The sequence below is a fragment of the Spirosoma terrae genome, from assembly GCF_010435915.1.
Lineage (GTDB): Bacteria > Bacteroidota > Bacteroidia > Cytophagales > Spirosomataceae > Spirosoma > Spirosoma terrae.
This window is the reverse complement of sequence record NZ_JAAFZH010000011.1, coordinates 36,275-63,103: the sequence shown is the minus strand read 5'-3', so window position 1 is coordinate 63,103 and position 26,829 is coordinate 36,275. Positions and strand designations below refer to the sequence as shown.

The following is a 26,829-nucleotide window of genomic DNA, read 5'->3' as shown; positions in this document are numbered from 1 at the left end:
CCTCTTGTTTTAGGAGGGGCCGGGCCAGCGCACTGGTTGGGGGTGGTGAAATTAGTCACTACCCCTCAATTCGGCGCCGACAATTTCATCAAGACAATACCGGCCAGAATCAATAAAGCCGCTACGATACGTAGCAAACTAACCCCTTCGCCCAACCAGATAATACCGACCACAAAAGCGCCTACTGCACCAATACCCGTCCAGATGGTATAGGCTGAACCGAGCGGCAAGGTGCGCATGGCAACCGATAACAGACCAAAACTGGCCAGCATGGCCACCAACGTAATAAGGGAAGGAATAAGTCGGGTGAAGCCTTCCGACTGTTTCATGGAATCGGCCCAAACGACCTCTAAGATTCCGGCTAGTGTCAAAAATACCCAGGCCATAACGTCCTTTCTTGGGTGTAGTCGGGTCGTCCCAACGTTATTCCCAATACGGGGGAGGTCGTCCTCCAACATCATTCCCGTTTCCATGGAATGACGACGCAAAAATAAGACTTCACTGCTAGGGTACCTAATTTAGCCTTAGCGGCCCCGGCTTTACTACGTCACCCAGTAACTTTTTACGGCTCGTTAATTACCTCCTTTATTCCTTCACACATGGCCTTAATACGTCGGTAAGATGTTTCGGAGTTATCTTCTTTATCGAGTTTGATCCGCACTTTTCCGGGATACTCTTCCAGCTCAAAGCGAGTCTTGTCGTCCAGTGTAGCAGTGATATCAACATTATCACCCGTGACCTTACCACTAGGCGCCATTTTGACATTTATATAATCCTGCACACGCTGACTTTTCTTCCTGTCATACTTGGCATAAAACTCATACGTATCGTCAGAGTCGGTTACGGCGATTTTTTCATCATGTCCATCTGAACACGCAATCAGAGCGATCAATAGCAAGCAGCTTACAAGTAGATGTTTCATAGCAGTATTGTTTTACAAGGAACTATGCAATGTATAGTAGTGGCTTGAGCAAAATCGGAGATATTACACCAGCGGTAATTAGCCCGGATAAATGATACATAGCCAAGCACTTACAATCTCTGCATTCGCGTTGCTTATAACTGACTCAAAAGCAACCGGTTGTTAAGTAACCTTACCGTTCTTACGTAAACGTCGCCTATTTTTGGTTTTACTGCGTCAAACCTGTCATATAACGGATTAATGACTCAAGTATGGAGCAGTAAAGAGAATTAGCCGAACCAAACTCCAACACCACTTCGGTATTCCAGACTAATCCGGGAGACCATGCAACCATTCTTACGACTCTTCTGCTTATTGTTCCTACCCAGTATAGTAGTGGCTGGTAATATAGTTCAAACCTCCCCGCAGCAATCCTTAAATGCGCATGTTGCTTTTATGAATCATTCGGTCGATGAGCTGATGCATCGTTTCCAAATGATCCAAACGTATTATAACGATGTGCAACGGTACCGACAAACTAAAAACGGCCCTCTTCGAATCTCATCATCAGGGCCATTAGACGACTACTATTTTCAGAAAGCAATGGCTGGAGTTGGCCTGACTGCGGCCGAAAAGCAAGCGCTGAATGCTGGCTCAACCTCTCTATGGCAACTGCTAACTACGATCGATCAGACAAGCAAAGCGCTGGAAACCTATGTTCGCCTGAACGACTACCAACGCGATAACCTGAAGCAGTCAGACGTGTTACTAGCAGAATTAGAGCGCCTGTTTACCCAGTTCAGACTCGTCAAGGGCACACTATATAAACAAATACAACAGATATACAGACACTATCAGCCTTATGCTCCGAACGAAGCGTATCTGTATACCGAACGGGACATGGAGCAAATCCTGCAGAATCAGACAAAACTGCTCGATACGTTAACCTATTATCTAAACGAAAATAGCCCCGCCAACTGGCCAGTGGAGCTGGTTCAGCAAAGCATGATGGCCGATGCCCAAAGCCTGGTGGAATTCGGCAAAAAACGCGCCACTATCAGCTATCCGGTAAACGATATGGTTTCATCCTTTAAAGCAGCCATTCGCAGCATTCAGGATGTAAAAGCACGCGGAATCAACGACAATACGTTTGCGGCTCGTCAAGATTCATGGCAATGCATTTTATCTATCGCTCATTAACTATTACAACAATGATCTACTAAGCTGGCAGCAGTTATTTGTGAACAATAGCCAACCCAGGAAACAGCTCCTCGCCTACCCTAAATTCAGTCCCGTTTTCGCGTTTGAAGGAATCCATTCCGTCAACCCAACGATAGTAAAAACGGCTTTTTTTAAGGATGTCCCAGCGATTTCCTTTACCACACAACCGGCTCAAGCACCTGCCGAGCCTGCTACGTTTGCGGCCCTGAATGCTTATATCGATTTCATCAACGAGTCGCTGCGACAGATGAATCGGCTACAAGTTCTGTTGCGGAATTATCAACCATCGGCAGAATATTACCGCACCAGTAATCCAAACAGCCGACGTAGCGGCCTTTCCTATGCTCACGAGGAATTTAAGGTACCTGTTTCAGAACATCAACTCCTGATCAACGATAGTCAACATATTCCGCAGCCGTATCGTCATTCCATAAACAGCCAGGCCGACGTATTACTAAGCATGCTGAAGGAAATGGATGGGTTGAGCATTGAATTGATCGATTATACCCGCCAAAAACGATACGAACAGGATCATCTTCAGCGGTCAGACGCTATTCTGGATCGCTACGCTTACCTTTTCGATACGTTTGATCAGAAAAAAGAACGGCTGTATGAGGATGTTCGGCGAATTCATGAACGTTATCCACTCAAGAACCCATCCGATTCCTGGCAGGTGGCGGGCAGAGCCTTACAAAAAAACCTGGACGAGAATAAAGCCCTTTTGTTTGGCATTAAAGCGTATTTGAAAGGCGAAGCCAGTCAATTGCCACCAACCGATAAGCTCCAGGCCAATGCTCGTCAGTTGATTCAGGATGAATACCAGAACCTAAAGGGATTAAAACGGCTTGGCCCTAACAATGGTGGCTGCCCCTATACGCCTTACGAGTATATGGCAGAGAACTCGTTAAAAATGGCGGAGAGATCACAAAAAGTGAAAATCACTACGTCTGCTGATGGCAGACATCCGTACGAAGAATTTTATTATTTCTTCAACAATCAGTTGGTTTACGAATATAATAAATTCAGTGATCTGGCCCGACTTGGGGTGTTAAAATCCGTCAATCAACCCAACTACGTCGAGTTTCGTCGATCAGCCTCCTCTACACCAGCTTTGCCTACGGAACCAATCAGGTCCTCAACCACCCCATCGCCCACAGTTAGTCCGACAGAAAACACTACGTCGACCAGCCCGACGTTACGTACTCCCGTCGGCCAACCCATTGATCGATCGTCTACTCAGCACGACACAATTTATGTTGACCGTACTAAAGTGGATACGGTATATATTGATCGCACCGCCCGGCAGGATTACACCAACTCGCTGCAAGGATATGCCGCCAATAACATGGTGTTATTACTCGACGTTTCGGCTTCCATGGACTCGCCTTACAAGATGCCGTTGCTAAAACAATCCATTAAATCGCTGCTGGCGCTACTCCGGCCCGAAGACAAAATTTCGATTATTGTCTATTCCGAAAAGGCACGTATTGCCTTGAAACCAACTTCCGGCGCCAATGCCGACAAGATTGCACAGGTTATTGATGAGCTTCGTTCCGATGGCGATACAGACGGTAACGGAGGTATTCGGCTTGCCTACAAAGTAGCCAACAAAGAATATATCCGGGCGGGCAACAATCGTATTATTCTGGCAACCGATGGCGAATTCCCGATAAGCCATGAGACGTACCAGCTAGCTCAGGAATCAGCCAGTCAGGATGTATTCTTAACGGTATTTACGTTCGGACGTAATGAGATTAAAGGCGATTCACTAAAAAAGCTCGCTCGTTCCGGCAAAGGAGCCTATACACACGTAACACAGGCTAATGCAACAGGCCAGCTAATTATTGAAGCGCAGGCAAAGAAAATACCGTAAATGCTATGCATTTCCGTTCAGGCGCTCATAAACATCTTTCCGAACAAACGTGCGTTTCATGCTTTCGCTGGAATGCACCAATACGTATCCCGCTTTTTTGAGCTTATTACAGGCATTTTTTATCCGAAAATGAAAACGCTTGTCCGATGCGTTATGGACTTCATCAAACTCAACCAGAATTACTTTAACATCCACTTTATCATCGACAATCGTATCGATAACCGTGTATTCTGCACCTTCAATTTCCAGCTTGAGCAGATCGATATGCGAATGTCCCAGCGTCTGCATTAAACTACTCAGGCGATCAACGGGCGCTTCTATGTACGTCTTGGAATCAGTAAATAAATAGACCGAATGTGAAGCATAACCTTCCCGTTCAGGATCGTAGAACTTCAAGGTGGTTTTACTGTCCCAGACACCGATGTCAACAAAAGTAACTTTATCCAATTGCTCCCTGGAAATTCGGTAAGTAAACGACGAACCACGGGTTATGGTCAGTGGCTGGCCAGCTTCCGTGTATTCCCGTAGTTTTTTAAAATGATTGATACCTTCGGGCGTTGGATCAAAAATAAAAACCTGCGATCCATAAAGTACGTTCAGTTCAGTATCGAATGATACGTCTTCTCCAGCACCAACGCAGTAACAGACTGACGACTCGTTTAAAAAATTCGCGGGTATACAATAGCCATGAACTTCAGAGCCAACATGGATTAAATTGTGTAGGGGCCTAACTCCCTGTTGCGAATGGATTCCTAATACTTTTTTTGCTAAGGTTACCGCTTTTGTCATATTCTCTTTAATCAAGTCAATGAGTTGCCTTGACTAATTTAGACAACATTCAGACGACAAAAGTAACCGATACCCCATCGATAAACTTTACATGATTACGGCTTTACAATAACCACGAGAGCTTATATACCTAACAAGCCATTTTGTTACAATTCACTCAGGGAAGTTAATTTCAAAATACGTCGTTGACGCTTAACCATTCCTGAATACCGCCTATTGTTAAAAATAAAATCAGCAGCATACCCAGTGCCATTAGGCCAATTCCAAACACACCACGCACTTCCCAATTGGAGCGGGAGCCAGGCATGGGCTCGTCAAGTTCATCAGGCACATACGTCAGTTGGGTGGTAGCTCCTTCGCGTACCTGATACCATAGGCTGGAATTCATATAGACATCTACCTCATGAGCCTCGCCCGAACTATCATAAAACTGACACTGAGCGTAATAGCTCTGCAAGAGGCCGCGCACCCCCTGGTCGGCTTTCTGAAATTTTTTCAGGATGGTTGCCGTAACCGTCAGTCCATTACTACGCAGATCGCGTCCGTCGTACCAGAAATACCAGCCAATAAACAGGAATAACGCGCCAAAGAATAGGCCACCAAAGGCAATTAATAGCGGAAGAATTGTTGTATCCATCGTGGTAAAAAAGGGATAAGCAAAAGTGCAGTACAATACCTCATCAACCTAGCGTCACTTACTATCCGGCAACTATGACTGTGTAACTGGTCAATTCCCCTCTATGATCGGCAAATGGACATTATTCAATCGACCCAATCAACAGCAATCAAGATAATAGTTTGCTTACTATGGCTTGGTCGATAACTGCCCCGAAAGAGGTAACAGAATCACTCGCACCTTGATTATACGGCATCTTAGTTCACATGAAAAATAATGCTTGCTTTATACAACGGCTCCCCTATTGATAATGTTAAGACCAGGACCGCAGATTTGCGATCCTGGCAGGATTATACCCGATTAGCAGGTTCATGAACGTAGCAGCACAATGGCTGTTTCCAGGCACACGGATTTTATTCCCAGGAAATTTTGAGGAGAGAAACCCCCTGACGAGGTAACGAAAATGGTAGTGATACGCTACCATCTTTGACTGTTATCCACTCGGGCGACGTCAATAATTGTAGCTGGCCTGCTTTTTCGAGCGTAGCGATTTGTTCAGCAGTCGGTTTTTGCGGAGATCCCATTGCTTTCCATACTTCGTATGAGTTGCTGAACTGCTGATCAATCCGATAATGCTGTAACAATACCCGCTTGCCCGGAACCCCCGCAATCTGAACCGCTACGGACGAGGGTGCCACCAGTTTATTATCGTCGTGGTAGTTCCAGACCATTACGGTTGCCTCTTTTTCATCTTTAGCCGCAAAGGCATTAATATCGGGTTCACCACGAACACTCTGCTCCCTAACTTTTCGATAATCGTAAGCCAGATTCTGGGCTACGTCCACTCGTTTTCCCTGCATCATACCAAACATCCGAAACACATTGAGCACCGGCTTGTCGACGCCATTCGTGGCTAAATCCCGGAATCCCCGGAACCAGGCCTGGTCTTCAAACTCAAAAGCCCACGTAACGGCTCCCAGCAGATTGACACCCCGTGCGCTGGCCAGGTCATGTTTACGGGCAAACGAAGCCGCTGTATAGCTGGAATACATCGTCCCATTGCGGTATGCATTCTGCGGATGTAAATCTTCCGAACAGGCCGCGCAACCTTCCGGATCCGATTCGCCAATGATAATGGGTAACTTTTTAAGCGTTGGATAAGAGGCTACGATTTCGAAACCTTTGTCGATGTCGCGGAGCTGCGTGCCCATGTTCATCTGCACAATGCCATCAACCAGTTTGGGCGCTCCTTTGGCGTGGAACGTAATAAAATCCAAAGGCGTCCCCACCTTGCCGGTTACGTAATTTTTGCCATTGACAACATGATCGAGAAATGAGCGAAAGAACTTTTCGGATACGTCCCAGTTGGGGCCTGTCACTTCAGGTCCGCCGATTTTTGCAGTTGGCAACGCTCGCTTAACGGCATCAGCCGTGTAATCGTACAGCTTGATATACTCTTCCGTAGTTCCTTTCCAGTAACCAATGTTGGGTTCATTCCACAGCTCCCAATACCAGCTTTCAACCTCCTGTTTACCGTAACGGGCAATAGAATGCTTCACCCATTCGTACACCAGCGATGCAAACTTCGTATAGTCTTTTGGCGGATAAGCCCAACCCGTGTAAATATCGTTGTAATTATCACCGGGTTTCCAGTAGTGGCGATAGGGTTGCGGTTTCGACGACAACGCTTCGGGCATGAAGCCAATCTGAGCAATTGGTTTCATGCCGCGCTCGATATACGTATCAAAAATTTTGTCGACAATGGTCCAGTTATAGACTGGTTTTCCCTGCGCGTCTTCGGTATATGCGTTCGTTGATCCCCACTTCAAGGCAGCCGTGCCGTCGCCCGTTACCAGCAGGCTGTGCGCCCGCACAAACACCGGAACACGACTCAGTTTTGAGATTTCGGTCAGTAGTTTTTGTCCATCTTTCATGTACGTATAGTTTGGCTCATCGTAACCAAACCACGCCCAGATTGGACGAACAGGGCCTTTATCTTTCGTTAAATCGACCTGAATAGCAACGGGCGAAGCCGTTTGCGCCCTACCATCGAAACGGAGACCTAAGCAACAAAGAAGCAGTAAGCAGAACAGAAACTGTTTAGTTAAAGAACGTAGCATGCGGGAAGTGAACAGATAACGACGCTTTAAAGAACTTCCCTATACGGTTCTACCTGTTGTTCTGCTAGTCAGCCAGGGTAGACGTAGCAAACAGCGTAATCTGCATACCATCGGGCGCTTTCACACGCGACACCTCGCTCCACGGCGCAGTAGTGGGAGCAGCCACCGACGTAGCACCACCGTCAAGTAACGTTTCGGTGGCTGTAGCTATTGGTTCCGCTACACGTAGTGCCAACCGAACGGGTCCGGAAACCCGCTGCCCAACTTCAATCTGATCGATTCGCGCTGCGTGTTTCGCATCAATCAGTTCGAGAGAAGCCCGACCAGCATCCAGTATGATACCGTTCCCCTCCTCTTCTCGCCACTCTTTAGATGTTTCAAGGCCAATTGTGTCGCGATAAAACGCAATTAGTTCGTCGAGATTATCGACTGTTAGAATCAGGCGGAGTTCTTTAACTGTGGTTTTCATGACATGCTCGTCTGTTGCAACTAGTTTTAGGCCAAGCGATTATACGCTCTCAATGGCAAATAAAAACGTAGAACAACCCGCTCCAAAGCTAGTATTGATTCACTAGGTTCCTGACTACTCAGAATACATTATCCAAACAAATCATTGTTCGGCGTTTATAGAACAAATACAGTTTTGTAAATTTCGAACAAGGAGCATAACGAGTTGGTTTCTCCAGATTGAATTTTTTCGGCGTTAATCCCTGTTGTATGGGCATTACGTTGTTTCGGGCATTATTTCCCCGAAACCAGTACTATTGACAGTATAAACGGCATGAAACAGTATCAGCACCCCACTATTGACCAGATTACCCTGACTGGAGTGCTGCACGCCCTGAGTGATCCGGTTCGATTGAACTTTGTGCAGTGTCTGGCAAATTTAATGTGCGAGCAACCCTGTGGCTCCATACCAACACCCGTTGCCAAATCGACTATGTCGCATCATTTACGGGTATTACGTGAAGCGGGCATTGTGTATATCCGAACAGAAGGCACGCAGAGTTTAACCTCGCTACGTCTGGACGAACTATCGACGAAATTTCCGGGCTTACTGGAATCCGTGTTGAAAGCAGCCCTGGAAGAATCTGCTGCAGACCCGGCTAAATAGACTTTCTTACCATCAGTCCGTACAGATCCTCCCGTAAACTTCAGGAATTCGGGAGGATTCGTTTTACAACCCACCCGAATCATTTTCCTGATTCACTACATAGTCTTTACAATTCAGGTAGGCCTTTCCGCAGTTCAGGCAGTTGCCGGTGGTTGTCCGATACGTAGCGCCGTAAGTTTGCATCGTTCCTCACAAATCAGAAACAACAAATAGAACGATGAAAACATGTACACAACTAGCGGCTCTGGCGCTTACGATCCTCTTCTCGGCAGATTTTGCTATCGCTCAACAACCCGCTCGTCGGCCAGCTACTCAGTCAACGTATCAGGCGAAGAAGCCAGCTCCCCGTCCGGCCACGAGTCAGGCAAAGAAACCAGTGGCCGTTGCTACGCCAGCTCCTAAACCACAGGCGTCTGCACCCGTAGCCAGCCCGGCTCCTGCCGAAACCCGACCAGCAGCACCCGCGCAAACCGCACCTCAATCAGCAGCTCGTCCTGCTACGTCAACAGCACGCACTCACGCCCGATCATCGGCACGCTCCAAACCTATTTATCTGAATGCTGGAATTGGTTTAGCGACGTATTACGGTGGCGGCTTACCACTCGGTGTATCGGTGGAAGTAGGTACCAAGAATAACTTTTCAGTAGGTGGTTCTATCGATTATTATCGGTATAGCTACGGGTACTACTCAGGTGGCTACAACTTCATTTATGCAGGCGGCCGGGCGTCGTATCATCTGGGCGAAGCCCTGAATATCCAGAATAGCGATTTCGATCCATACATCGGCGCATCGCTTGGCTTCCGGTATGCAGGTGGCTCATCCTACAGCTATTACGATTACGGCGGCTATAACAGCGGTATTTTCGTTGGGTTACATCTGGGAGCCCGGTATATGTTCAGTCCTAAGGTTGGTGCTTTTACCGAATTGGGCTACGGCGTATCGGCTGTCAAGTTAGGGCTTACGGCCAAGTTTTAATAACAGCTTTACTGAAAGTCAGAATGCCTTTGCTATCGCTTATAACGTAGCAAAGGCATTCTGACTTTCAGCAGTTTACTTCTAAAGCCGCCTAATAAATAAAGCGTTATCTGGCAATTGATTCTATACTGAGAAAATAAGCGTTACGTTTTGGGAGCAAATAGGCGGTTCTATGAAAGCATTCCTACTCCTTTGCTTATATACCTTCTCTGTCTCAACAGCAGCTCAAAGCTTCGCACAGGCCAATAATTCTGAAATTACCCCCAAGCCATTTGCCCGAAAAACATGGCAACTAGGCATTCAGGGTGGCTATTCAAAAGCTCAATTCCTGGCTAACAATCTGACGACTCAGTTTTATGGCGGTTATTACGTCGCTAACAAGCTTATGCTCGGCGCATCGGCCAGCTGGAGCGGAGAGTGGACGCAGAGAGTTATAGAAACAAATCTGCTTTCTGTTGGTCCGGCCATACGCTATCAGTTCACGCAGACGCGTCTTTCACCATTCGTAGCCGCTGCCTATCGATTTGGCACCTATACCTTTACGAGTCAGGACTACTCCAGCACTTCGGGCAATTCCGGGTTTCGTACGTATCAGAACAATACCATCTCTGGCATACATTCGCGTTCGCTTTCGGCTGGTCTAACGATCGGTATTACCCCCGCGCTACGTGGCGAAGTTGTTGCCAATTGGCAGGATGCAGTCCGTCCTTCTGATGGGTTCAAAATTGGCTCTTCCAACTTTTGGCAAGCTCAGGTTGGCCTAAGTTATTTACTGCTGCCCCGGCAATGAGATTCCTATAAATTCAGCAAGCGTTTTAGTTTGTCATAAAAGCCGGTATTGCGAAAGGTAAACTGCTTATGCAGAATATAATTGCTGATAAAACTCAGCCCCATTCCGCCGGTGTGGGCCACTAATTTATTGACATTCACTTCTTTTGTCGACGACGGTATGGTAATGATATAGGACTGAAGCATATCGACTGACACGCTGTAGAGCAGCGAAGAACCATAAACCGTTATAATGCAGGAAATGATTGATACCAAGGTAAATTTGGCGATTTCGCGCCGGGTTTTGGCCGAGTTTTTAGCATTAAATGCAAACAGTTTAGTCAGATAAAAACCGACAAAAAAGGAAGCTACGTAACCGGCAAAAAGCGCCTGTTCATACGTTACCAGAAACCACTCCTGAAGCAGCGTGCCAACCAGAAGTTGCAGAGATGCCCCAATGGCAGCGACAATAAAATAAGCGATTAAATCTTTTTTATTGAATAGTTGGCTATTCATAATCTACGGTAAAAGCGAGCGGCAAAGATAGGAAAAGCCCGATGCGCATTGGTGCCGTTCTATAAACCGCTGCCTGATTTAACAGATCCTATGGGCATAGTCTCTGCTGATTACGTCCCCGGATCTACGTAGTACATCCATTTACAAACCAGATCATCCACTGTTTTCAAAAAAACATCCTGACGTAACGTCGGCCCACTATTGAGTTAATCTCACCTTTGACAAACCGTGCCGCCGGGCGGTTCTAAACTTTGTCAAAGATTCGAACTGCATCAGTACCCCATTTGTCAACGCTGGGATTATCTAATGCAATAGACGTTACAAACGTATTCACACATCAATAACAGCAGGCATGAACTTAACTTTCCTTTCCAGTTCATTCAGGCAATACTCCTGTTGACCAATCGCTTTTACCAGTTGGCACATAATGTACTTCGCTCGTGATCCTCTACCAATCATTTTTGTCACATAGAACGGGCAAATCCATAATAGGCGCTCATACTCTATGGTTTTATTCCACTATTTACCTGTACTATCCATTGATTCAGAGTCAATAATTAGCTAATTTGCTACGTTGGAGTAGCCTCCTCAATCCCCTATGACCATAAGACTATCGAAAGAAGCAAAGTTGCGGCTTTTTGGGCCGCTTGTGCTGTTTGCCTTTGGTACCTTCTTCTTTCGACTTTCTATTTATGTAAAGAGTTCTCCCCGCCAAATTCTACAATTTGTCTGCATTGCCATTAGCTGCGGCTACATTGGCTGGGAACTGGCCCGGCTGTTGATTCTATACAGTCAAAAGCGTTATCCGGGCCTGTCGCGCATGCAGCCACGGCTCGTTGTACTGGGAGCGTTGATTATCGTACTGGCCAATCTCAATGCCTCGCTACGTATCCTGATTAACTGGTTTTTAGACGTAGGCATCTGGACATTTGATGTGTATAACTACATCGAAACAACGGGTATTCAGGTTGTCTATGTGTCTGTCTACGTAGCGATCTACGAAGGAGGCTACTTAATTCGGCAGCTTCAGGATACGTATCGGGAGAAGGAACTACTCATAAAAACCGAATGGCAGGCTCGGTTCGATTCGCTGAAAAATCAGGTCAATCCGCATTTTCTGTTCAATGCGCTTAACTCACTCTCAACATTGATCGACGAATCGCCGGTTCAGGCCGGGCAGTTTGTGGATGAGCTGTCGAGAGTTTACCGATACTTGCTCCAATCGAATGACCGAGAACTGACATCGCTGGAAACCGAGCTGCTGTTCATCAAGTCGTATGCTCATCTGTTAAAAACCAGGCATGGCGCTGGTATTGCCGTTCGTACCGCCGTACCACCGAACTGCCTGGCTCACTCGCTACCGCCCCTGACCCTACAGCTTCTGGTCGAGAACGCGGTAAAACATAATGTGGTAGCTCCTAATAAACCGCTTACTATCGATATATCCACTCAATCGTCGGTTAGTGATCAGGATTGTGTTTTACTGGCGGTCAGGAACAATCTTCAGCGAAAAAATAAGCAAAGCCTTAGCAATGGCATTGGCCTGGCCAATATTGCGGCTAAATACCGAATGCTAACGCAGTCAGACGTTATTATTGAAGAAAATGAAGAGCATTTTACAGTTCTGTTGCCGCTGCTGAGTCCGCTCAAAGCGGCTGTGTAAAGTTGCCCCGCAGCTTCTTTATTGACAGACAGATTTACGTATATTCGGCGATTGATACCATGATCTTCCCAGACATCATCAGGTCTCCTGTTCACACACTGGACAACCGCCGACCGCGCTTCTTCTCAAAATACGAGTGGCGTTATCACTTGCTGATGATGCCTTTGCTGTTTCCACTGGGCAATTATTACTTTATTGGCTTTCGCTACTTTACGGATTCTGGGCTGTTCTGGATCGGAACCGCCTTGGTCTTTTTTCTGTACTGGCTATCCATTAGTCTGCTTACCTTACTCACCCGATGGGCAACCCGGCTCTATCCGGCTATAAATCAAACGGTGCCACGAACTCTGGTAATGGCTTTACTGGTAGGCGGTCTTACGATTGGTCTGGCCATTTTTGACGTGTGGATATACAGCCTTATTCCGGCAACGGGCGTTCAGCTAAGCTGGTCGACGGTCCAGCCGATCTGGATACTAGGTCTGGTATTTGATATTTTTCTCTGCCTGGCCCTTAGCCTGTTCTATACCTACAGCCAATGGAAAGAGGATCTGACGGAAAGCGAACTACTGCAACGCATGGCCTTACAACGTCAGTACGATAACCTAAAGGGTCAGCTCAATCCACATTTTCTCTTTAACAGCCTTAACTCCTTATCAGTATTAATTAGCGAAGAGCCGAAACTAGCCGAACAGTTTGTGGATAAGCTGGCGCGGGTCTATCGCTACATGCTACAATCCAGCAGACCAGAGAATATTGAGTTTATCGATGGACAAAATGAGCTGGTTACGCTTCAGGAAGAACTCGACTTCATCAGCCTATACACCGATCTACTTCAGGTGCGATACGGCAACAGCCTGCGCATACAGATTCCGTCTTTGGCTCAGCCAGCTTATGGGCTATGTACCTTACTCCCATTAACCCTGCTGACACTGGTTGAAAACGCCATCAAGCACAACAGTATGTCGGCCAAAAATCCATTAGTTATCCGTATTGAGATAACTCACGAAGGCATGCTCCTGGTAACCAACAATCGCCAGAAAAAAACGCTACGTATGATTACCCGCCAGGCCGGGCTGGCCAGTCTGAAAGCAAAATACATGCAGGTGCTGCATCAATACGTAGTCGTTAACGCTGAAGACGACCAATTTAGCGTATTGCTACCACTTCTGTCCATAAACAAACTATCAGCCAAACACTAACAAGTCGGTACCGCTTAACCAGTTTTTTGCTCAACTCATTACGGAATTCGTACAGTTGACGTACATAAGAAAATGGCTTCCAAAATGGCGTTACTATCTTTATCATTCCTACTGTAGCAATAGCCGGCATTGGCTCGCTCAGACACCAATTAGCAGCAGTAGACAAAGTCCACTTAACAGTCATTAATCAGAAGCACGCATGGATCAGCCAGTTCGTTTTCCGCTAGTAGGGCAAATTACGCCCCGAAGCCGGTGGACCTACGTCCTGACCATGCCCTGTTTCGCTATTCTGTTCAGTTATTTGCTGGTCGGCGATGGTTACTGGCAAAACGGATGGACGTTTATCAGTGCTACGTTATTGAACAGTGGGTTGCTAACCGCTACTTTTTTTACACAAGGTAAAGTTGCCGAGGTCATTACCAGACGCTATCCTCGTTTCGAGCAAACCCTGCGCCGGGTGTCGTTAACCTTGCTGGCTCATACCGTTCTGTCGGCCCTGTTTCTTGGTATTATTGCTGGCCTATACATCCAGCTACGTTTGTTCGGTTCTTCTATCGCTTACGCCACCCTCCTGAAAGCATATGCAATCAATCTGGTATTTATCGTTCTATCGGTTGGTATCTATGAAACATTCTATTCGCTGAACCAGTGGCAGCAAATACAGATTAATAAAGAAAAATTAAAAAAAGAGAATCTAAAGGGCCAATTACAAGGTCTTAAGAGTCAGGTGAATCCGCACTTTTTGTTCAATAGTCTAAATTCGCTTTCGTCATTAATTGCCGACGAGCCCCAGCGCGCCGAACTGTTTGTTGATCAAATGGCACGTGTCTATCGCTATATGCTGCAAACGAATCGTCAATCAACCATTGCCTTATCCGACAACAGTAACGACGACGAACTGACAACGCTGGAAACCGAGCTGACCTTCATCGATTCGTATTATCATTTGCTGAAAACCCGGCACGGCACCGGCCTGCATCTCGATGTTCGGGTAGGGAGTCAATATTTACACTATCGGCTACCTCCGCTTACGCTACAACTGCTGGTCGAAAATGCCGTAAAGCACAACGTTATTCTGGCCAGTAAACCACTTTATATTGAGATAGAAACCCTGGAGCAGGGTCAATTGCGGATACGTAACAACCTTCAGAAAAAAACGAAACGGGCCGACCTATCGCGAACCGTTTCGTCCTGGGCCAAACCCGAATTCGTGAGCGAGCTGGAATCCACACACGTTGGTTTAGCGAATATAAAGGCTAAATACCATTTACTCGAACAGCCCGAACCAGTCATTGAGCCAGGGCCCGACTATTTTACTGTAACCTTACCACTTTTGACAAAATCCTCTACCAATTCATGAATGCATTAATTGTTGAAGACGAAGAACTAGCTGTTCGTAAACTCCAGAAATTACTGAACGACGTAGCGCCGAAACTGACCATCGAAGGCGTAACGGCCAGCATTGAAGATACCGTAAAATGGCTGGAAAACCGGCGAGACAGTGGCCAACCGGAGCCCGATCTTATCTTTCTGGACATTGAATTAGCCGACGGTCAGAGCTTTGAAATCTTTGAACGCACGTCCGTACGTAGCACGGTGATTTTTACGACTTCTTACGACGAATACGCGCTACAGGCTTTCAAGGTCAACAGCATTGATTATCTGCTGAAACCCGTGCAGCGCGACGATCTGGAACGTAGCCTTCAAAAGTACGAAGCACTACATGGCCGCTCTACCGACAGCGACCCGGTTCGTAACATTGAAAAACTACTGCAACAGATTCAGAAACAGGCTCCACGCGATTACCGTCAGCGTTTTTTAGTACGCCAGGGTCAACGGTTACTTTCCGTTGAAGTCAGCGAGATTGCCTACTTCTATACGGAAGAACGATACAGCTTTTTCACGACGCATACGGGCCAGAAATTCCTGGTCGATTACACCCTTGATGAACTGGCCGATGGGCTTGATCCCAACCGATTCTTCCGCATCAATCGCGGAGTATTGGTTACCCACCAGGCCGTTGATCAAATCCAGCCTTATTTTGGCAATAGACTGGCCCTGAATCTCCGGCCAGTCTTTGACAAGGAAGCATTGGTAAGCCGCGAAAAAGTTAGTGACTTTAAGACCTGGATGGGCAAGTAAGAACGCTTCCCTATACGTTAACGTAACGTATCTTTTTTTGCTTTACCTACGGGTACAGCTACGCCAAAAGCTCGTGGGTCGCTGGGTGGGTTCGTAGTAACCTTCCCTTTCTTTCCTACTTTCTGGGGTGTAGCAACCGCATTGGGCTGGGGAGACGATTGCATCAGTGTTCCTGGCCCCGACAAAGGCGCATCAATACCTGGAATGGGAACCTGCGCCGACGGGGATCGTGCTGGTTCACGGACAATTTTCGACGTATCGGCCTGCCCGAAACAAACCGATGCACAGGCGCTAAAAACGAAAGACAATAAGAGCGGTCGCATAAGAAACGTTTTTTGTTGAGTACATTCAGGAACAATCTGTTTATCCCTCTTCACTTAACTAGCTGATACAGGCATCAGTTTATAAGAAAGTAAACTTTAACTCGCTCGTTCTTTTACCGGAGACGACCCCGTATAGCCTCCGACAAAGCCATGAAGCAAGCGTTTTTCTGCCTGATAGTACATTGGCTGTTTAGTATAAGCCTATCTGCCTACGCCCAGCAACCCGCTGGCGTATTCGATTCGCAGACAAACGTAGGCGCTACGTCTGGAACGGCTCGTTATGATCCAGCCACGCACAGTTACGAAATAACCAGCAAAGGCTCCTCCAAAGGCGATCATTTCCATTACCTGTGGAAACGTCTTAAAGGCGATTTTATCCTATATGCCCGCGTCCGGCAGTTGGACCCTGCCAGCCAGATTGGCTGGGTTGCCTCCGCATCCCTGTCGGCCGAATCGCCACAAGTTCGCGCATCTGTTACGGCCAACGGCCCCGCCCAACTTCGGTTTCGGGCATCGGAGGCCGGGAACATGGCCGAAAAAAGCGTATCGGTTCAGCAGCCAGATATTATCCAGTTAGAACGTAGCGGCACTACGTTTACCCTACGAGTCGCCAAATTCGGCGAGCCGTTTCATACCCAGGAAGTTAGTACGATTGATCTGGGAGCTGATCCGTACGTTGGCTTATTTGTTAGCTCACAATCGCCAGCCAACGTAGCAAAAGCCCGGTTCGAGGATGTTCGGATTACGGTTCCGGTTTCGCCGGATGAATCACCCAACCGAATGAATCTGGGGAGCCGCCTGGAAATTCTTGACGTGTTCACGGGCAAGCGTACTGTTATTCACACGGCCCCAAATTCGATTCAGGCTCCGAACTGGACGCCCGACGGCAAAACACTTCTCTACAACGGGCAGGGTGTTCTATACACATTTGATCTGGCCAGCAAACAGCAGACCGTATTAAACACGGGCACCGTAAAGAATAACAACAATGACCATGTTTTATCATTCGATGGAAAAATGATTGGTCTGAGCAGCGGTGTTAAAGAATTAGGCGGCTCTATTATTTACACAGTGCCTATTATGGGTGGAACGCCCAAACAGATTACTCCACAAGGTCCATCGTACCTGCACGGCTGGTCGCCCGACGGCAACAACCTGGTTTTTTGCGGGGCCCGAAACGACGAGTACGACGTCTACAAAATTTCAGCTAACGGGGGCCCAGAAACCCGGCTAACAACGGCAACAGGGCTCGACGACGGCCCTGAGTATACGCCTAATGGCCAATACATTTATTTTAACTCAAACCGCACCGGGACGATGCAAATCTGGCGAATGAAGCCCGATGGGAGTCAGCAGGAAGCCGTTACGTCGGGCGAGTTTCATGATTGGTTTCCCCATATTTCTCCCGATGGCAAATGGATCGTCTTTTTGTCGTTTCTGAAAGAGGAAGTAAAATCGGGCGATCATCCTCCCTACAAACACGTTTATCTTCGCTTAATGCCTGTAAGCGGTGGCCAATCCAAAGTGGTCGCTTATGTATATGGCGGGCAAGGATCAATCAATACGCCTTCCTGGTCGCCAGATAGCAAACGTATCGCCTTTATCAGCAACACGGAGGCCGGAGTTATAAGCCCAGTAGAAGTAACAGGTTCATCAAAAAAATGAATCGTACTACGTCAAGATCCCTATCAAAGCTTCTCAGATAATACAGGTTACGTTCACCTGCCTATGCCTTCACTCATAAGGGTTATTATACCCGTTTAGGCCACTACTATATCAATATAGGGCTGGTCAAACCCTTGCCCACCTACTTCTGGTAAGTCAAATCGGCCTATAACCATACAAAATACCGTCGATTTTAGAAAAAAGCCTCATATTAATATACGAATATACCTTTTAATATATTTTTCGTATCCATATTTACCTTATCCCGTCTAACATATATTAAGACTTCTTCTTGGAGAGAGAATTTGTTTTTAATGAATTAATAAGAATAGAGTGAAACAAGCGTAGTGATATGCATACATCATTAACTGACGAGAACTTGATTCGTCTGTATTTACCCCACCAGCCTAAAGAGTGTTTTGAAACGCTTTATAACCGATACGTTAATAAAGTTTACCGTCGCTGCTTATCGCTAACTCAGGATTCAGCCAAAGCAGAAGACTTCACTCATGATATTTTCCTGAAGGTGTTCGATAAACTCGATGCGTTTCAGGAGCGGGCACGTTTCTCAACCTGGCTATACTCAATTGCCTACAATTATTGCCTGGATCAGATTCGGATCGGCAAACGACTGAAAACCGTCACTATGGAAGAGGACGAAGAGTTCGATATGGCCGAATCGCAGGATACCCTCATTCATGAAGAAACGCTTCAGATGGTCAAGCAGGCAATAAAAACCCTTTCTTATGAAGAAACCAGGATGCTGAAGCTCAAATATGAAGACGGGCTGAGTATTGATGAAATCTCCCGACTGTACGAAATAAAAGCAAGTGCGGTCAAAATGCGGCTAAAACGAAGTCGCGATAAAATTCATCGATTATACGAACAACAGTACAACGAATAATGTATATACTTTAAATTTTTAACGAGTGGTGTGACCTGGCAGCAATCTTGTCTTCTAAAAGAAAAACCCCTCTATAATTAAAAACTACTCCCAGCCCGACCAAATTGGTCGGGCTTTTTTATTACCACTTATTTTTCCGCTTTTCGCTGAAAAGTACAACACGCTTTCCTTCTGAGTACAGATCCGTCCGTAATTTCTATTAATAACATTTTAAGGATAAATACCCAAAAATCTAAGCGGTTTTTAATGTAGATTTATTCGTTAGATACAACATTTGCACAGTCAAAATTTTTCACACCTTTATGTTTCAGGTACCGAAAATAGTACGTCTTGCAGGTATGTTTTTAGCGTGTATGTGGTTAAAATTACCTACGTACGCCCAATCGACAGATACGCTCCAAATTAGCTTACCCCAACTTGAACAGCAGTTTCTGGATCGTAATTTTCAGCTATTAGCCCAACGCTATCAGATCAGTGCCGCCGAAGCTAATGTCATTCAGGCGCGCCTGCGTCCCAATCCGAACGTATCGTTCCAGAGTAACTTCTATAATCCACAAACGGGAAAATTTTTCCAGTATGGGCAAAACTCAGCGGTGGACTTGGCCAATAGCCAGTTCAACAAGGGCGGTATGACCATACAGCTTCAGCAGTTAATTCAGCTGGCAGGCAAACGGAGTAAACTGGTCGGATTGGCCGAAAGTAACCGAACGCTGACTACCATCGCCTTTCGGGATATTCTACGAACGCTACGTTACCAGCTCTACACGACCTACGCGAATCTGTATTATGATCTGCAGGCCCTACGACTGCTACAGGAAGAAGAAAGCCGACAAGGCCGCCTGATCCAATCGTCGCAGATTGCCTTAAAAGCCGGAGGTATCGCCCCTTATGAAGTTACTCGTCTGGAAGTTGCCTTGCGGGATCTGCGGGCCAATATTGCCAACTACCGGGCCCAGATTGCCGACGAACAGGCCACGCTACGTCTACTGATTCGACAGGATACAAACGCCTTTATTTTCCCCAGCAGTATTCCCAGCGCAACTCCGGCGCCCCCATCGCTGGCAACAGCCATCGACTCGGCTCTGACCAACCGGCCCGATGCCGCTCTTAGTCAGGAACAGATCAACAATGCCCAACGTAGTCTGGCACTTGAGCGGGCACGCCGTACTCCCGATCTGACAGCCGGATTCATCTACGACAAATATGGTAATGCGTTCAACAACTTCACCGGCCTGTCGGTGGCAATGGACATTCCCGTATTCAACCGCAATCAGGGTGCGGTAAAAGTGGCAGAAATAGGCGTCAAAAGCGCCCAGGCTGGGTTCGACAATGCCCAAGCCATCGTTCGAAATGACGTAATCGATGCTTACGATAAGCTCACCATTTATTATCAGCAGCAAAACACCCTGCCCGCCGATTACCTCAGCCGAGTGCAGAACATTTCGGTAGAAGCTACTCAGACTTATAATGCCCGCGTGATTGGCCTGCTCGATTACCTAGACAAAATCCGCACCTATCAGTCGGCACTGCTAAACTACATCACGTTGCAAAACAACATCTTTCAGGCTCAACAACAAGTAAATTACACCACCAACACTCGGTTCTTTTAACGGGTATGCACACGACTAAATCACTCCTGATATCATTAGCAGCCGGACTACTGCTGGCTGCCTGTGGCAAAAAAGAAGAAGCACAGGCACCAACTTCAGCCGCCGATTCAACCAGTAGTTACCTCACCGACTCCGTACGACGGATCAATCCGGAAAACGAACTGACGCTCAATGGAACCGTTACGTTCGACCAGGACAACGTCATTCGCGTATTTCCGCTGGTGAGCGGCAACGTAGAGAAAATCAACGCAGCGCTCGGGTCGTTTGTCCAGAAAGGGCAGGATCTGGCGGTTATCCGCTCCGGCGATATCTCTAACTACGTCAACGACTACCAGGCCGACAAATCCGATCTGGAAGTTGCTCAGCAAAACCTTAAAAACGTTGAAGCGCAGTATAAAGCCAAGTTTGCTTCGGAAACCGATTATCTGACGGCCAAAAATAACGTCAAGAAAGCGCAGGAGGAACTCAGCAAATCGGCGAACATTCTTAAAATTTACGGCGGTAGCAACACGTCGGGCAATCCGTATTTTACCGTCAAATCGCCCCTTGCTGGCTTCGTTGTTGAACGTAATATCAACGCAGGACAAGACCTGCGCTCCGATAACCAGAACCCGCTCTTCACCATTTCCAGCCTGCAAAAAATATGGGTCATGGCCAATGTCTACGAGCAGGACATTCCGGAAGTCCACCAGGGGCAACCCGTTGACATCCAGGTACTGGCTTACCCCGACAAAATATTCAAAGGGACCATTTCCAATATCAGCAGTGTGCTGGACGAACAGGCTCGGGTACTTAAGGTACGGATTGTTCTTGATAATCCCGACGGCCTTCTCAAGCCTGACATGTTTGCTACGATTCATGTCCACCTACCTAATGCGCAGGGCAATCAGGCATTGGCCGTTCCTCAGAAAGCAGTCGTTTTTGACCGGGATCACTACTACGTAGTTGTTCAGACGGGCAAAGACAAATACGAAGTCCGCGAGGTAAAAGTGATGCAGAATACAACGCGTTATGCCTTTGTCGAGGGTAATGTAAAGCCCGGCGAAATCGTGGTAACCGAAGGCAGCCTCCTGTTGTATAACGACTTAACCGACTAAACTCAATGATAGACCGACGTAGTGATCGGGCAGCGGAGTAAACCAATCCAGCCGGTCAATCATTCGGCGAGTCAATCATTATTATTCATATGAATAAGTTCATTCGCAGTATTATCACCTTCGCGTTAACCAACCGGTTTGCTGTTTTCTTTGGCATCCTGTTAATTATCGTAGGGGGCGTGGTTGCCTTTTTGAATACGCCCGTAGAAACGTTTCCGGACGTAACAAACACCAACGTAATTGTCATTACGCAGTGGCCCGGTCGGTCGGCGGAAGAAGTCGAGCGCTTTGTTACCATCCCGCTCGAAGTCGAATTAAATTCAGTTCCCCGTAAGTCGACGCTACGTTCGGTATCGCTGTTTGGCCTGTCGGTTGTCACGATGATTTTCGAAGATGGAGTCGATAACTTCACGGCGCAAACCAACGTAGCGAACCGCATTGCGGGCGTCGATTTGCCCGACGGCGTTAGCGCCGAAATAGAACCCCCATACGGCCCCACCGGCGAAATCTATCGCTTTACGCTGGAGAGTAAAACTAAAGACGTAACCGAGCTGAAAACAATTCAGGACTGGGTTATCGAACGCCAGATCAAGAGCGTTCCGGGTATTGCCGATGTGGTCAGCTTTGGCGGTAAGGTTAAAACGATTGAAGTAAGCCTCAATCCTACCCTATTGGCTAACTATGGGTTTACGGCTCTGGATGTAGATCAGGCCATTCAACAAAGCAATATCAACGTAGGGGGCGATGTGATCAAGCAGGGCAATCAGGCTCTGGTAGTGCGGGGTATCGGTCTGCTCACGAAACCCGAAGACGTAGCGGGTATCATTATCGACAATGTCAACGGCGTACCGATAAAGGTTCGGGATGTAGCCACCGTAAAAGAATCGTTTCAGCCACGGCTCGGTATTGTGGGCCGCGACAAGCAGGACGATGTGGTGGAGTGTATTGTGGTGATGCGGAAAGGCGAAAACCCGAACGATGTCATTCCCGCTCTGAAAGCGAAAATTGATGAGCTTAATAACTCGATCTTGCCGAAAGACGTTAAGATCAAGACGTTCTACGACCGTACGACCCTCAACAACTACACGTTGCACACGGTCGGCGAAAACGTAGCGACTGGTATTTTCCTGGTTACGCTTATCCTGCTGATTTTCCTGGCCGACTGGCGAACAACGCTAACGGTAGCAATCGTTATTCCGCTGGCGCTGTTGTTTGCATTCATCTGTCTGCGGCTCCGTGGCATGACGGCCAACCTGCTCAGTATTGGTGCCCTCGACTTCGGTATCATTATCGACGGCGCGGTGGTTATGGTGGAAGGGTTGTTTGTGATGCTGGCCACCCGAGCCGAACATCTGGGTATGATGACCTTCAACGGACGGGCAAAACTCAGCTGGCTGGCTAAAACAGCCACAGAAATGGGCAAATCGATCTTTACCTCCAAGATCATTATCATCACGGCCCTGCTCCCGATTTTCACCTTTCAGAAGGTAGAAGGTAAGTTATTCAGTCCGCTGGCCTGGACCATCGGTTTTGCCCTGCTTGGCTCGCTGATCGTCACACTGACGCTGATTCCCCTACTATGTAGTATCCTGCTGAAAAAGAACGTTCGCGAACGACACAATCCTATTGTGGAAGGCTTAACCAAAGTTTACCGGCCAGCGCTGTTGTGGTCTATCCGTAAGCCCCGTATTATTATCAGCATCGCGGTTGGGGCGTTGGTGTTCTCGCTCTATCTTTTTGTGAAGCACATTGGCTCTGAATTCCTGCCTTCTCTGAATGAAGGGTCGATCTACGTACGGGCCAGCCTTCCCTACTCTGTATCGCTGGACGAAAGCTATGCCTATACCCGTAAGTTCAGGGCCGTGTTCGAAGAGTTCCCGGAAGTAAGGGGTGTTATATCGCAAACAGGTCGGCCGAACGATGGAACGGACCCCACGGGTTTTTTCAACAATGAATTTTTCGTTGATCTGTATCCTAAGGAAGAGTGGAAACGTAATCTCACCAAAGACGAACTCATTGAGCAGATGCAGCAAAAACTGGCGCGCTTCCGGGGCATTTCGTTCAACTTCTCGCAACCAATTTCAGACAATGTAGAAGAAGCCGTTTCCGGCGTAAAAGGCTCCATGGCGATCAAAATTGTTGGGAATGATCTGAACGTACTCGATCAGGAAGCCACCAAGACCTTCAACGTCATGAAAAATATTCCAGGAGTCAGTGATTTGGGCGTTTTCCGGAATCTTGGTCAGCCGGAATTCCGGATTACCCTCGATCAGCAAAAAATGGCGCTCTACAACGTACCGACCGACGTAGCCCAATCCGTTATTGAAACAGCCATTGGCGGTAAAACTGTTACGCAGTATTTCGAAGGCGAACGTCGGTTCGATATTAAGGTGCGTTACGATGAGCGATTCCGGTATTCGCCCGAGCAAATCGAAAATCTGCTGGTTCCAACTCGTTCTGGAAGTAAAATACCGCTCAAAGAGCTGGCCGACATTGGCACGCGCTCGGGTGCCGCTTTCGTGTATCGGGAGAACAACGCCCGTTTCATCGCCATTAAGTTTTCGGTACGTGGTCGGGATCTGGGTAGTACAATTGCTGAAGCCCAGCAGAAAGTGGCGCAACAGGTTAAACTTCCCGACGGCTATCAGATGCGATGGGCTGGGGAGTTCGAAAACCAGACACGGGCCGAACGGCAGCTCGCCATTGTTGTTCCGATCAGTATCACGATTATTTTCCTGATTCTGCTCTTTACGTTCGGCAGCGCGCTTGATGCAGCGCTGATTATCCTGAACGTACCGTTTGCCCTCATCGGTGGTATGCTGGCTCTATGGCTCACGGGCATCAACTTCAGCATTTCGGCAGGTGTTGGTTTCATTGCACTGTTTGGCGTTTCAGTACAGGACGGGGTTATTCTCGTAAACCGATTTAAAGAAAACCTGCACGAGAAAATGCCCATGCTGGAAGCTGTCCGGGAGGGAGCTCTTACGCGTGTACGACCCGTCGTCATGACAGCCCTAATGGCATCACTCGGCTTACTTCCTGCCGCGCTGTCAACGGGTATCGGCTCTGAAACGCAAAAGCCCTTAGCCACCGTCGTTATTGGCGGACTCATTACCTGCACGATTCTGTCTCTGTTGATTTTGCCTGTTATGTATAACCTGATTCATAGTCGGCGCATTCGTAGAGAAAATGAACGTCGGGGTCAACGCGCTTCCTAATCTAGTATGCCAGGCAATAGGTCACGAGAGGTATGAAACTTTTATTGATTAACGACGCCCCAATGCCATCCGACTGGATTCGTCGACGATTAGAATCTGAAAATAATCTGGTTGCTGTAAGCACCGACTGGCAAACAGGCTGGACAATGGCCCACGAATCTCATTACGACGTAGTAGTGCTGGCCATCCAACTGTCTGACGTTGACCAGAATTCGTTACCGACGTTTGTGCAAACCGATAATCGCGACATACCTCTCTTATTGCTTGTATCGCCTGATACGCCCAGCAACAAAGCATGGGCGCTGGAGTCCGGTGCCGACGATTGTGTTGGTTACACGGTAGATGGGCGGGAACTGTCAGCACGGCTACAGGCTCTGTATCGTCGCAGAGCCGGTTATCCTACCCGGTTAGCCATTCTCCGCGTTGATGATCTCGAAGTGAACCTGATTGGACGAACGGTATATCGGGCAGGCCAACGTATCGATCTGCTCCCCCGCGAATATTATTTACTAGCCTTTCTGATGCAAAACCAGGGTCGTGTGGTTTCCAAAAGAGAGATTCTCGACAATGTGTGGGCGAGCCACGAATCGACTCGCCCGAATACGGTTGAAGTCTACATCAATTATTTGCGACGAAAAATTGACCAGCCACCGGCACCCAAGCTGATCCATACGGTAATTGGGATGGGTTATCTTATCCGAAGTTTAAACCAGAAGCCATAGAACTGCCGTCCAGATACTGGTGAGTACGCAGCAAAACACCGTACCTTTGCAGCATGAACACGAACTTACATCAGCATCTTCATACAATACCATCTCCTTGTTTCGTACTGGAAGAAGCTAAACTCCGGCGAAATCTTACGCTTATCGACTCCGTTCAGAAAGCCGCGGGCGTAACGATCATTCTGGCGCTGAAAGGCTTTTCCATGTACAGCGCCTTCCCGCTCGTTCGCGAGTATCTGAGCGGGGCAACGGCCAGTTCTCTCAACGAAATCAAGCTGGTGAACGAGTATATGGGTGTGAAAGCACATACATATATTCCGGCTTATCGTGACGATGAGTTTGCCGAAATAATCGAACGTAGCAGCCACATTACGTTCAACTCCTGGAGTCAGTGGGAACGCTTCGGCAACCAGGCAATCGACAAAGTATCGTGTGGTATTCGGGTCAATCCGCAGTATTCCGAAGTCGCAACGGATATGTACAATCCTTGTGTACCGGGTTCCCGCTTAGGAGCAACCCGCGATCAGTTACCCGATCAATTACCGGAGGGGCTGGAGGGCATCCATTTTCATACACTTTGTGAAAACGACTCGTTCACCCTCGAACGCACGCTTCAGGCACTTGAGAGCCGTTTTGGCGATCTGCTTCACCAGGTTAAATGGGTCAATTTCGGCGGAGGCCATCTCATGACCCGCGAAGGGTACGATACCAGCCATTTGATTGGCTTACTATCAGCCTTCCGTCAGAAGTATAACGTTGATGTTATCCTGGAACCGGGTTCGGCGATTGCCTGGCAGACGGGTGTACTGGTTTCGACCGTACTGGATGTACTCGACAGCCAGGGGATTGACGTAGCGATTCTGGATACGTCCTTTGCGGCTCATATGCCCGACACACTCGAAATGCCTTACAAGCCACGGATCATAAACTCCTATCACGAGCCCGTTTCGGGTAAGCCTACGTACCGATTGGGCGGTATGACCTGCCTGGCAGGGGATTTCATGGGCGACTACTCATTTGACAAACCGCTTACGGCTGGCGATGTGATTGTTTTCGACGATATGATTCACTACACCATGGTAAAAACGACAACGTTCAACGGTGTAAACTTACCCAGTATTGGTATCTGGAAAGAAGACGATACGTTTCAGTTAATCCGAACCTACGGTTACGAAAGTTTCAAAGACAGACTAAGCTAATGGTATAAAAGCGTAGAATTTAGCGGAATCATACGGTCACCAGACCAGATCTTCCCCTAAATTCTACGCCTTTTTATCAACAAAAAACCTGCGCACGAGATGGTCCGCAGGTTTTTATCAGACAGCTAAAGGTGTACTGCACAAGGCAATTACGGAAGTAAAACTACACAACGTTTTCGGGAACGACAACGTA

Annotated in this window: 24 protein-coding genes; 16 read left to right on the top strand and 8 right to left on the bottom strand. The window is 47.6% G+C overall.

The window, feature by feature from the left end; translation table 11 throughout:
- Positions 1–65: 65 nt before the first annotated feature.
- Complete coding sequence (locus GK108_RS21115) at positions 66–473, bottom strand: DMT family transporter (protein WP_317166556.1); 408 nt, start codon at positions 471–473, stop codon at positions 66–68.
- Between the two features lie 89 nt (positions 474–562).
- Positions 563–922 (bottom strand): hypothetical protein, encoded by a 360-nt coding sequence (locus GK108_RS21110; protein WP_163952815.1) that lies wholly within the window; start codon positions 920–922, stop codon positions 563–565.
- Positions 923–1,246: 324 nt separating this feature from the next.
- On the opposite strand from GK108_RS21110, the gene GK108_RS31330 reads away from it, so the two are divergent.
- Positions 1,247–2,101, top strand: coding sequence for a hypothetical protein (locus tag GK108_RS31330; protein ID WP_246225046.1), 855 nt, complete (start codon positions 1,247–1,249; stop codon positions 2,099–2,101).
- A complete protein-coding gene (locus GK108_RS21105) occupies positions 2,052–3,995 on the top strand; it encodes a vWA domain-containing protein (protein ID WP_246225044.1) in 1,944 nt (647 codons plus the stop codon). The genes GK108_RS31330 and GK108_RS21105 overlap by 50 nt, the downstream gene beginning before the upstream one ends.
- Before the next feature lie 3 nt (positions 3,996–3,998).
- Here GK108_RS21105 and GK108_RS21100 read toward each other — a convergent pair whose 3' ends face one another.
- From GK108_RS21100 to GK108_RS21085, 4 genes are all read right to left on the bottom strand, one after another.
- The gene (locus GK108_RS21100) at positions 3,999–4,784 is read right to left on the bottom strand and encodes an FkbM family methyltransferase (RefSeq protein ID WP_163952813.1); all 786 of its coding nucleotides are present in this window, start codon (positions 4,782–4,784) and stop codon (positions 3,999–4,001) included.
- Between the two features lie 172 nt (positions 4,785–4,956).
- Entirely contained in the window at positions 4,957–5,421 is a 465-nt protein-coding gene (locus tag GK108_RS21095) for a DUF3592 domain-containing protein (protein ID WP_163952811.1), read from the bottom strand.
- Between the two features lie 392 nt (positions 5,422–5,813).
- The gene (locus GK108_RS21090) at positions 5,814–7,520 is read right to left on the bottom strand and encodes a GH39 family glycosyl hydrolase (RefSeq protein WP_163952809.1); all 1,707 of its coding nucleotides are present in this window, start codon (positions 7,518–7,520) and stop codon (positions 5,814–5,816) included.
- A gap of 64 nt (positions 7,521–7,584) precedes the next feature.
- Positions 7,585–7,989, bottom strand: coding sequence for a VOC family protein (locus tag GK108_RS21085; protein ID WP_163952807.1), 405 nt, complete (start codon positions 7,987–7,989; stop codon positions 7,585–7,587).
- A gap of 312 nt (positions 7,990–8,301) precedes the next feature.
- Here GK108_RS21085 and GK108_RS21080 point away from each other — a divergent pair, with 312 nt between their 5' ends.
- The 3 genes from GK108_RS21080 to GK108_RS21070 all read left to right on the top strand — a co-directional run bounded on the left by GK108_RS21080 (position 8,302) and on the right by GK108_RS21070 (position 10,400).
- Complete coding sequence (locus GK108_RS21080; RefSeq protein ID WP_163952805.1) at positions 8,302–8,634, top strand: ArsR/SmtB family transcription factor; 333 nt, start codon at positions 8,302–8,304, stop codon at positions 8,632–8,634.
- A 217-nt stretch (positions 8,635–8,851) separates the two neighbouring features.
- On the top strand, positions 8,852–9,610 hold the full coding sequence (locus tag GK108_RS21075; RefSeq protein ID WP_163952803.1) for a hypothetical protein: 759 nt from the start codon (positions 8,852–8,854) through the stop codon (positions 9,608–9,610).
- A 172-nt stretch (positions 9,611–9,782) separates the two neighbouring features.
- Positions 9,783–10,400, top strand: a complete 618-nt coding sequence (locus GK108_RS21070; RefSeq protein ID WP_163952801.1) for a hypothetical protein — start codon at positions 9,783–9,785, stop codon at positions 10,398–10,400.
- 5 nt (positions 10,401–10,405) lie between these two features.
- On the opposite strand, the gene GK108_RS21065 is transcribed toward GK108_RS21070, so the two are convergent.
- A complete protein-coding gene (locus GK108_RS21065; RefSeq protein ID WP_163952799.1) occupies positions 10,406–10,894 on the bottom strand; it encodes a GtrA family protein in 489 nt (162 codons plus the stop codon).
- A gap of 598 nt (positions 10,895–11,492) precedes the next feature.
- Between GK108_RS21065 and GK108_RS21060 the strand changes: the two genes are divergently transcribed.
- The 4 genes from GK108_RS21060 to GK108_RS21045 all read left to right on the top strand — a co-directional run bounded on the left by GK108_RS21060 (position 11,493) and on the right by GK108_RS21045 (position 15,898).
- Entirely contained in the window at positions 11,493–12,557 is a 1,065-nt protein-coding gene (locus GK108_RS21060) for a sensor histidine kinase (protein ID WP_212592854.1), read from the top strand.
- Positions 12,558–12,616: 59 nt separating this feature from the next.
- The gene (locus GK108_RS21055; RefSeq protein WP_246225041.1) at positions 12,617–13,756 is read left to right on the top strand and encodes a sensor histidine kinase; all 1,140 of its coding nucleotides are present in this window, start codon (positions 12,617–12,619) and stop codon (positions 13,754–13,756) included.
- A 199-nt stretch (positions 13,757–13,955) separates the two neighbouring features.
- Positions 13,956–15,116 carry a sensor histidine kinase gene (locus tag GK108_RS21050; RefSeq protein WP_163952797.1) on the top strand — a complete coding sequence of 387 codons (1,161 nt, stop codon included), beginning with the start codon at positions 13,956–13,958 and terminating at the stop codon, positions 15,114–15,116.
- Positions 15,113–15,898 (top strand): LytR/AlgR family response regulator transcription factor, encoded by a 786-nt coding sequence (locus GK108_RS21045; protein ID WP_163952795.1) that lies wholly within the window; start codon positions 15,113–15,115, stop codon positions 15,896–15,898. The genes GK108_RS21050 and GK108_RS21045 overlap by 4 nt, the downstream gene beginning before the upstream one ends.
- Before the next feature lie 17 nt (positions 15,899–15,915).
- Here the strand turns inward: GK108_RS21045 and GK108_RS21040 are convergent, their stop codons facing one another.
- On the bottom strand, positions 15,916–16,221 hold the full coding sequence (locus tag GK108_RS21040) for a hypothetical protein (protein ID WP_163952793.1): 306 nt from the start codon (positions 16,219–16,221) through the stop codon (positions 15,916–15,918).
- A 150-nt stretch (positions 16,222–16,371) separates the two neighbouring features.
- Here GK108_RS21040 and GK108_RS21035 point away from each other — a divergent pair, with 150 nt between their 5' ends.
- The 7 genes from GK108_RS21035 (at position 16,372) to nspC (ending at position 26,636) form a co-directional block, all read left to right on the top strand.
- The gene (locus GK108_RS21035) at positions 16,372–17,886 is read left to right on the top strand and encodes a TolB family protein (protein ID WP_163952791.1); all 1,515 of its coding nucleotides are present in this window, start codon (positions 16,372–16,374) and stop codon (positions 17,884–17,886) included.
- Between the two features lie 352 nt (positions 17,887–18,238).
- Positions 18,239–18,790, top strand: coding sequence for an RNA polymerase sigma factor (locus GK108_RS21030; protein ID WP_163952789.1), 552 nt, complete (start codon positions 18,239–18,241; stop codon positions 18,788–18,790).
- Positions 18,791–19,143: 353 nt separating this feature from the next.
- Positions 19,144–20,400, top strand: coding sequence for a TolC family protein (locus tag GK108_RS21025; protein WP_246225039.1), 1,257 nt, complete (start codon positions 19,144–19,146; stop codon positions 20,398–20,400).
- Between the two features lie 5 nt (positions 20,401–20,405).
- Positions 20,406–21,497: an efflux RND transporter periplasmic adaptor subunit gene (locus GK108_RS21020; RefSeq protein ID WP_163952785.1), complete on the top strand. Its 1,092-nt coding sequence runs from the start codon at positions 20,406–20,408 to the stop codon at positions 21,495–21,497.
- A gap of 89 nt (positions 21,498–21,586) precedes the next feature.
- Positions 21,587–24,715: an efflux RND transporter permease subunit gene (locus GK108_RS21015; RefSeq protein ID WP_163952783.1), complete on the top strand. Its 3,129-nt coding sequence runs from the start codon at positions 21,587–21,589 to the stop codon at positions 24,713–24,715.
- Between the two features lie 32 nt (positions 24,716–24,747).
- A complete protein-coding gene (locus tag GK108_RS21010) occupies positions 24,748–25,437 on the top strand; it encodes a response regulator transcription factor (protein ID WP_163952782.1) in 690 nt (229 codons plus the stop codon).
- A 53-nt stretch (positions 25,438–25,490) separates the two neighbouring features.
- Positions 25,491–26,636 (top strand): carboxynorspermidine decarboxylase, encoded by a 1,146-nt coding sequence (nspC, locus tag GK108_RS21005; protein WP_163952780.1) that lies wholly within the window; start codon positions 25,491–25,493, stop codon positions 26,634–26,636.
- Positions 26,637–26,829 lie beyond the last annotated feature (193 nt).

Coding starts and splice junctions, on each gene's coding strand:
- GK108_RS21115 (WP_317166556.1), bottom strand. CDS start 473: ATGGAAACGGGAATGATGTTGGAGGACGACCTCCCCCGTATTGGGAAT.
- GK108_RS21110 (WP_163952815.1), bottom strand. CDS start 922: ATGAAACATCTACTTGTAAGCTGCTTGCTATTGATCGCTCTGATTGCG.
- GK108_RS31330 (WP_246225046.1), top strand. CDS start 1,247: ATGCAACCATTCTTACGACTCTTCTGCTTATTGTTCCTACCCAGTATA.
- GK108_RS21100 (WP_163952813.1), bottom strand. CDS start 4,784: ATGACAAAAGCGGTAACCTTAGCAAAAAAAGTATTAGGAATCCATTCG.
- GK108_RS21095 (WP_163952811.1), bottom strand. CDS start 5,421: ATGGATACAACAATTCTTCCGCTATTAATTGCCTTTGGTGGCCTATTC.
- GK108_RS21090 (WP_163952809.1), bottom strand. CDS start 7,520: ATGCTACGTTCTTTAACTAAACAGTTTCTGTTCTGCTTACTGCTTCTT.
- GK108_RS21085 (WP_163952807.1), bottom strand. CDS start 7,989: ATGAAAACCACAGTTAAAGAACTCCGCCTGATTCTAACAGTCGATAAT.
- GK108_RS21080 (WP_163952805.1), top strand. CDS start 8,302: ATGAAACAGTATCAGCACCCCACTATTGACCAGATTACCCTGACTGGA.
- GK108_RS21075 (WP_163952803.1), top strand. CDS start 8,852: ATGAAAACATGTACACAACTAGCGGCTCTGGCGCTTACGATCCTCTTC.
- GK108_RS21070 (WP_163952801.1), top strand. CDS start 9,783: ATGAAAGCATTCCTACTCCTTTGCTTATATACCTTCTCTGTCTCAACA.
- GK108_RS21065 (WP_163952799.1), bottom strand. CDS start 10,894: ATGAATAGCCAACTATTCAATAAAAAAGATTTAATCGCTTATTTTATT.
- GK108_RS21060 (WP_212592854.1), top strand. CDS start 11,493: ATGACCATAAGACTATCGAAAGAAGCAAAGTTGCGGCTTTTTGGGCCG.
- GK108_RS21055 (WP_246225041.1), top strand. CDS start 12,617: ATGATCTTCCCAGACATCATCAGGTCTCCTGTTCACACACTGGACAAC.
- GK108_RS21050 (WP_163952797.1), top strand. CDS start 13,956: ATGGATCAGCCAGTTCGTTTTCCGCTAGTAGGGCAAATTACGCCCCGA.
- GK108_RS21045 (WP_163952795.1), top strand. CDS start 15,113: ATGAATGCATTAATTGTTGAAGACGAAGAACTAGCTGTTCGTAAACTC.
- GK108_RS21040 (WP_163952793.1), bottom strand. CDS start 16,221: ATGCGACCGCTCTTATTGTCTTTCGTTTTTAGCGCCTGTGCATCGGTT.
- GK108_RS21035 (WP_163952791.1), top strand. CDS start 16,372: ATGAAGCAAGCGTTTTTCTGCCTGATAGTACATTGGCTGTTTAGTATA.
- GK108_RS21030 (WP_163952789.1), top strand. CDS start 18,239: ATGCATACATCATTAACTGACGAGAACTTGATTCGTCTGTATTTACCC.
- GK108_RS21025 (WP_246225039.1), top strand. CDS start 19,144: ATGTGGTTAAAATTACCTACGTACGCCCAATCGACAGATACGCTCCAA.
- GK108_RS21020 (WP_163952785.1), top strand. CDS start 20,406: ATGCACACGACTAAATCACTCCTGATATCATTAGCAGCCGGACTACTG.
- GK108_RS21015 (WP_163952783.1), top strand. CDS start 21,587: ATGAATAAGTTCATTCGCAGTATTATCACCTTCGCGTTAACCAACCGG.
- GK108_RS21010 (WP_163952782.1), top strand. CDS start 24,748: ATGAAACTTTTATTGATTAACGACGCCCCAATGCCATCCGACTGGATT.
- nspC (WP_163952780.1), top strand. CDS start 25,491: ATGAACACGAACTTACATCAGCATCTTCATACAATACCATCTCCTTGT.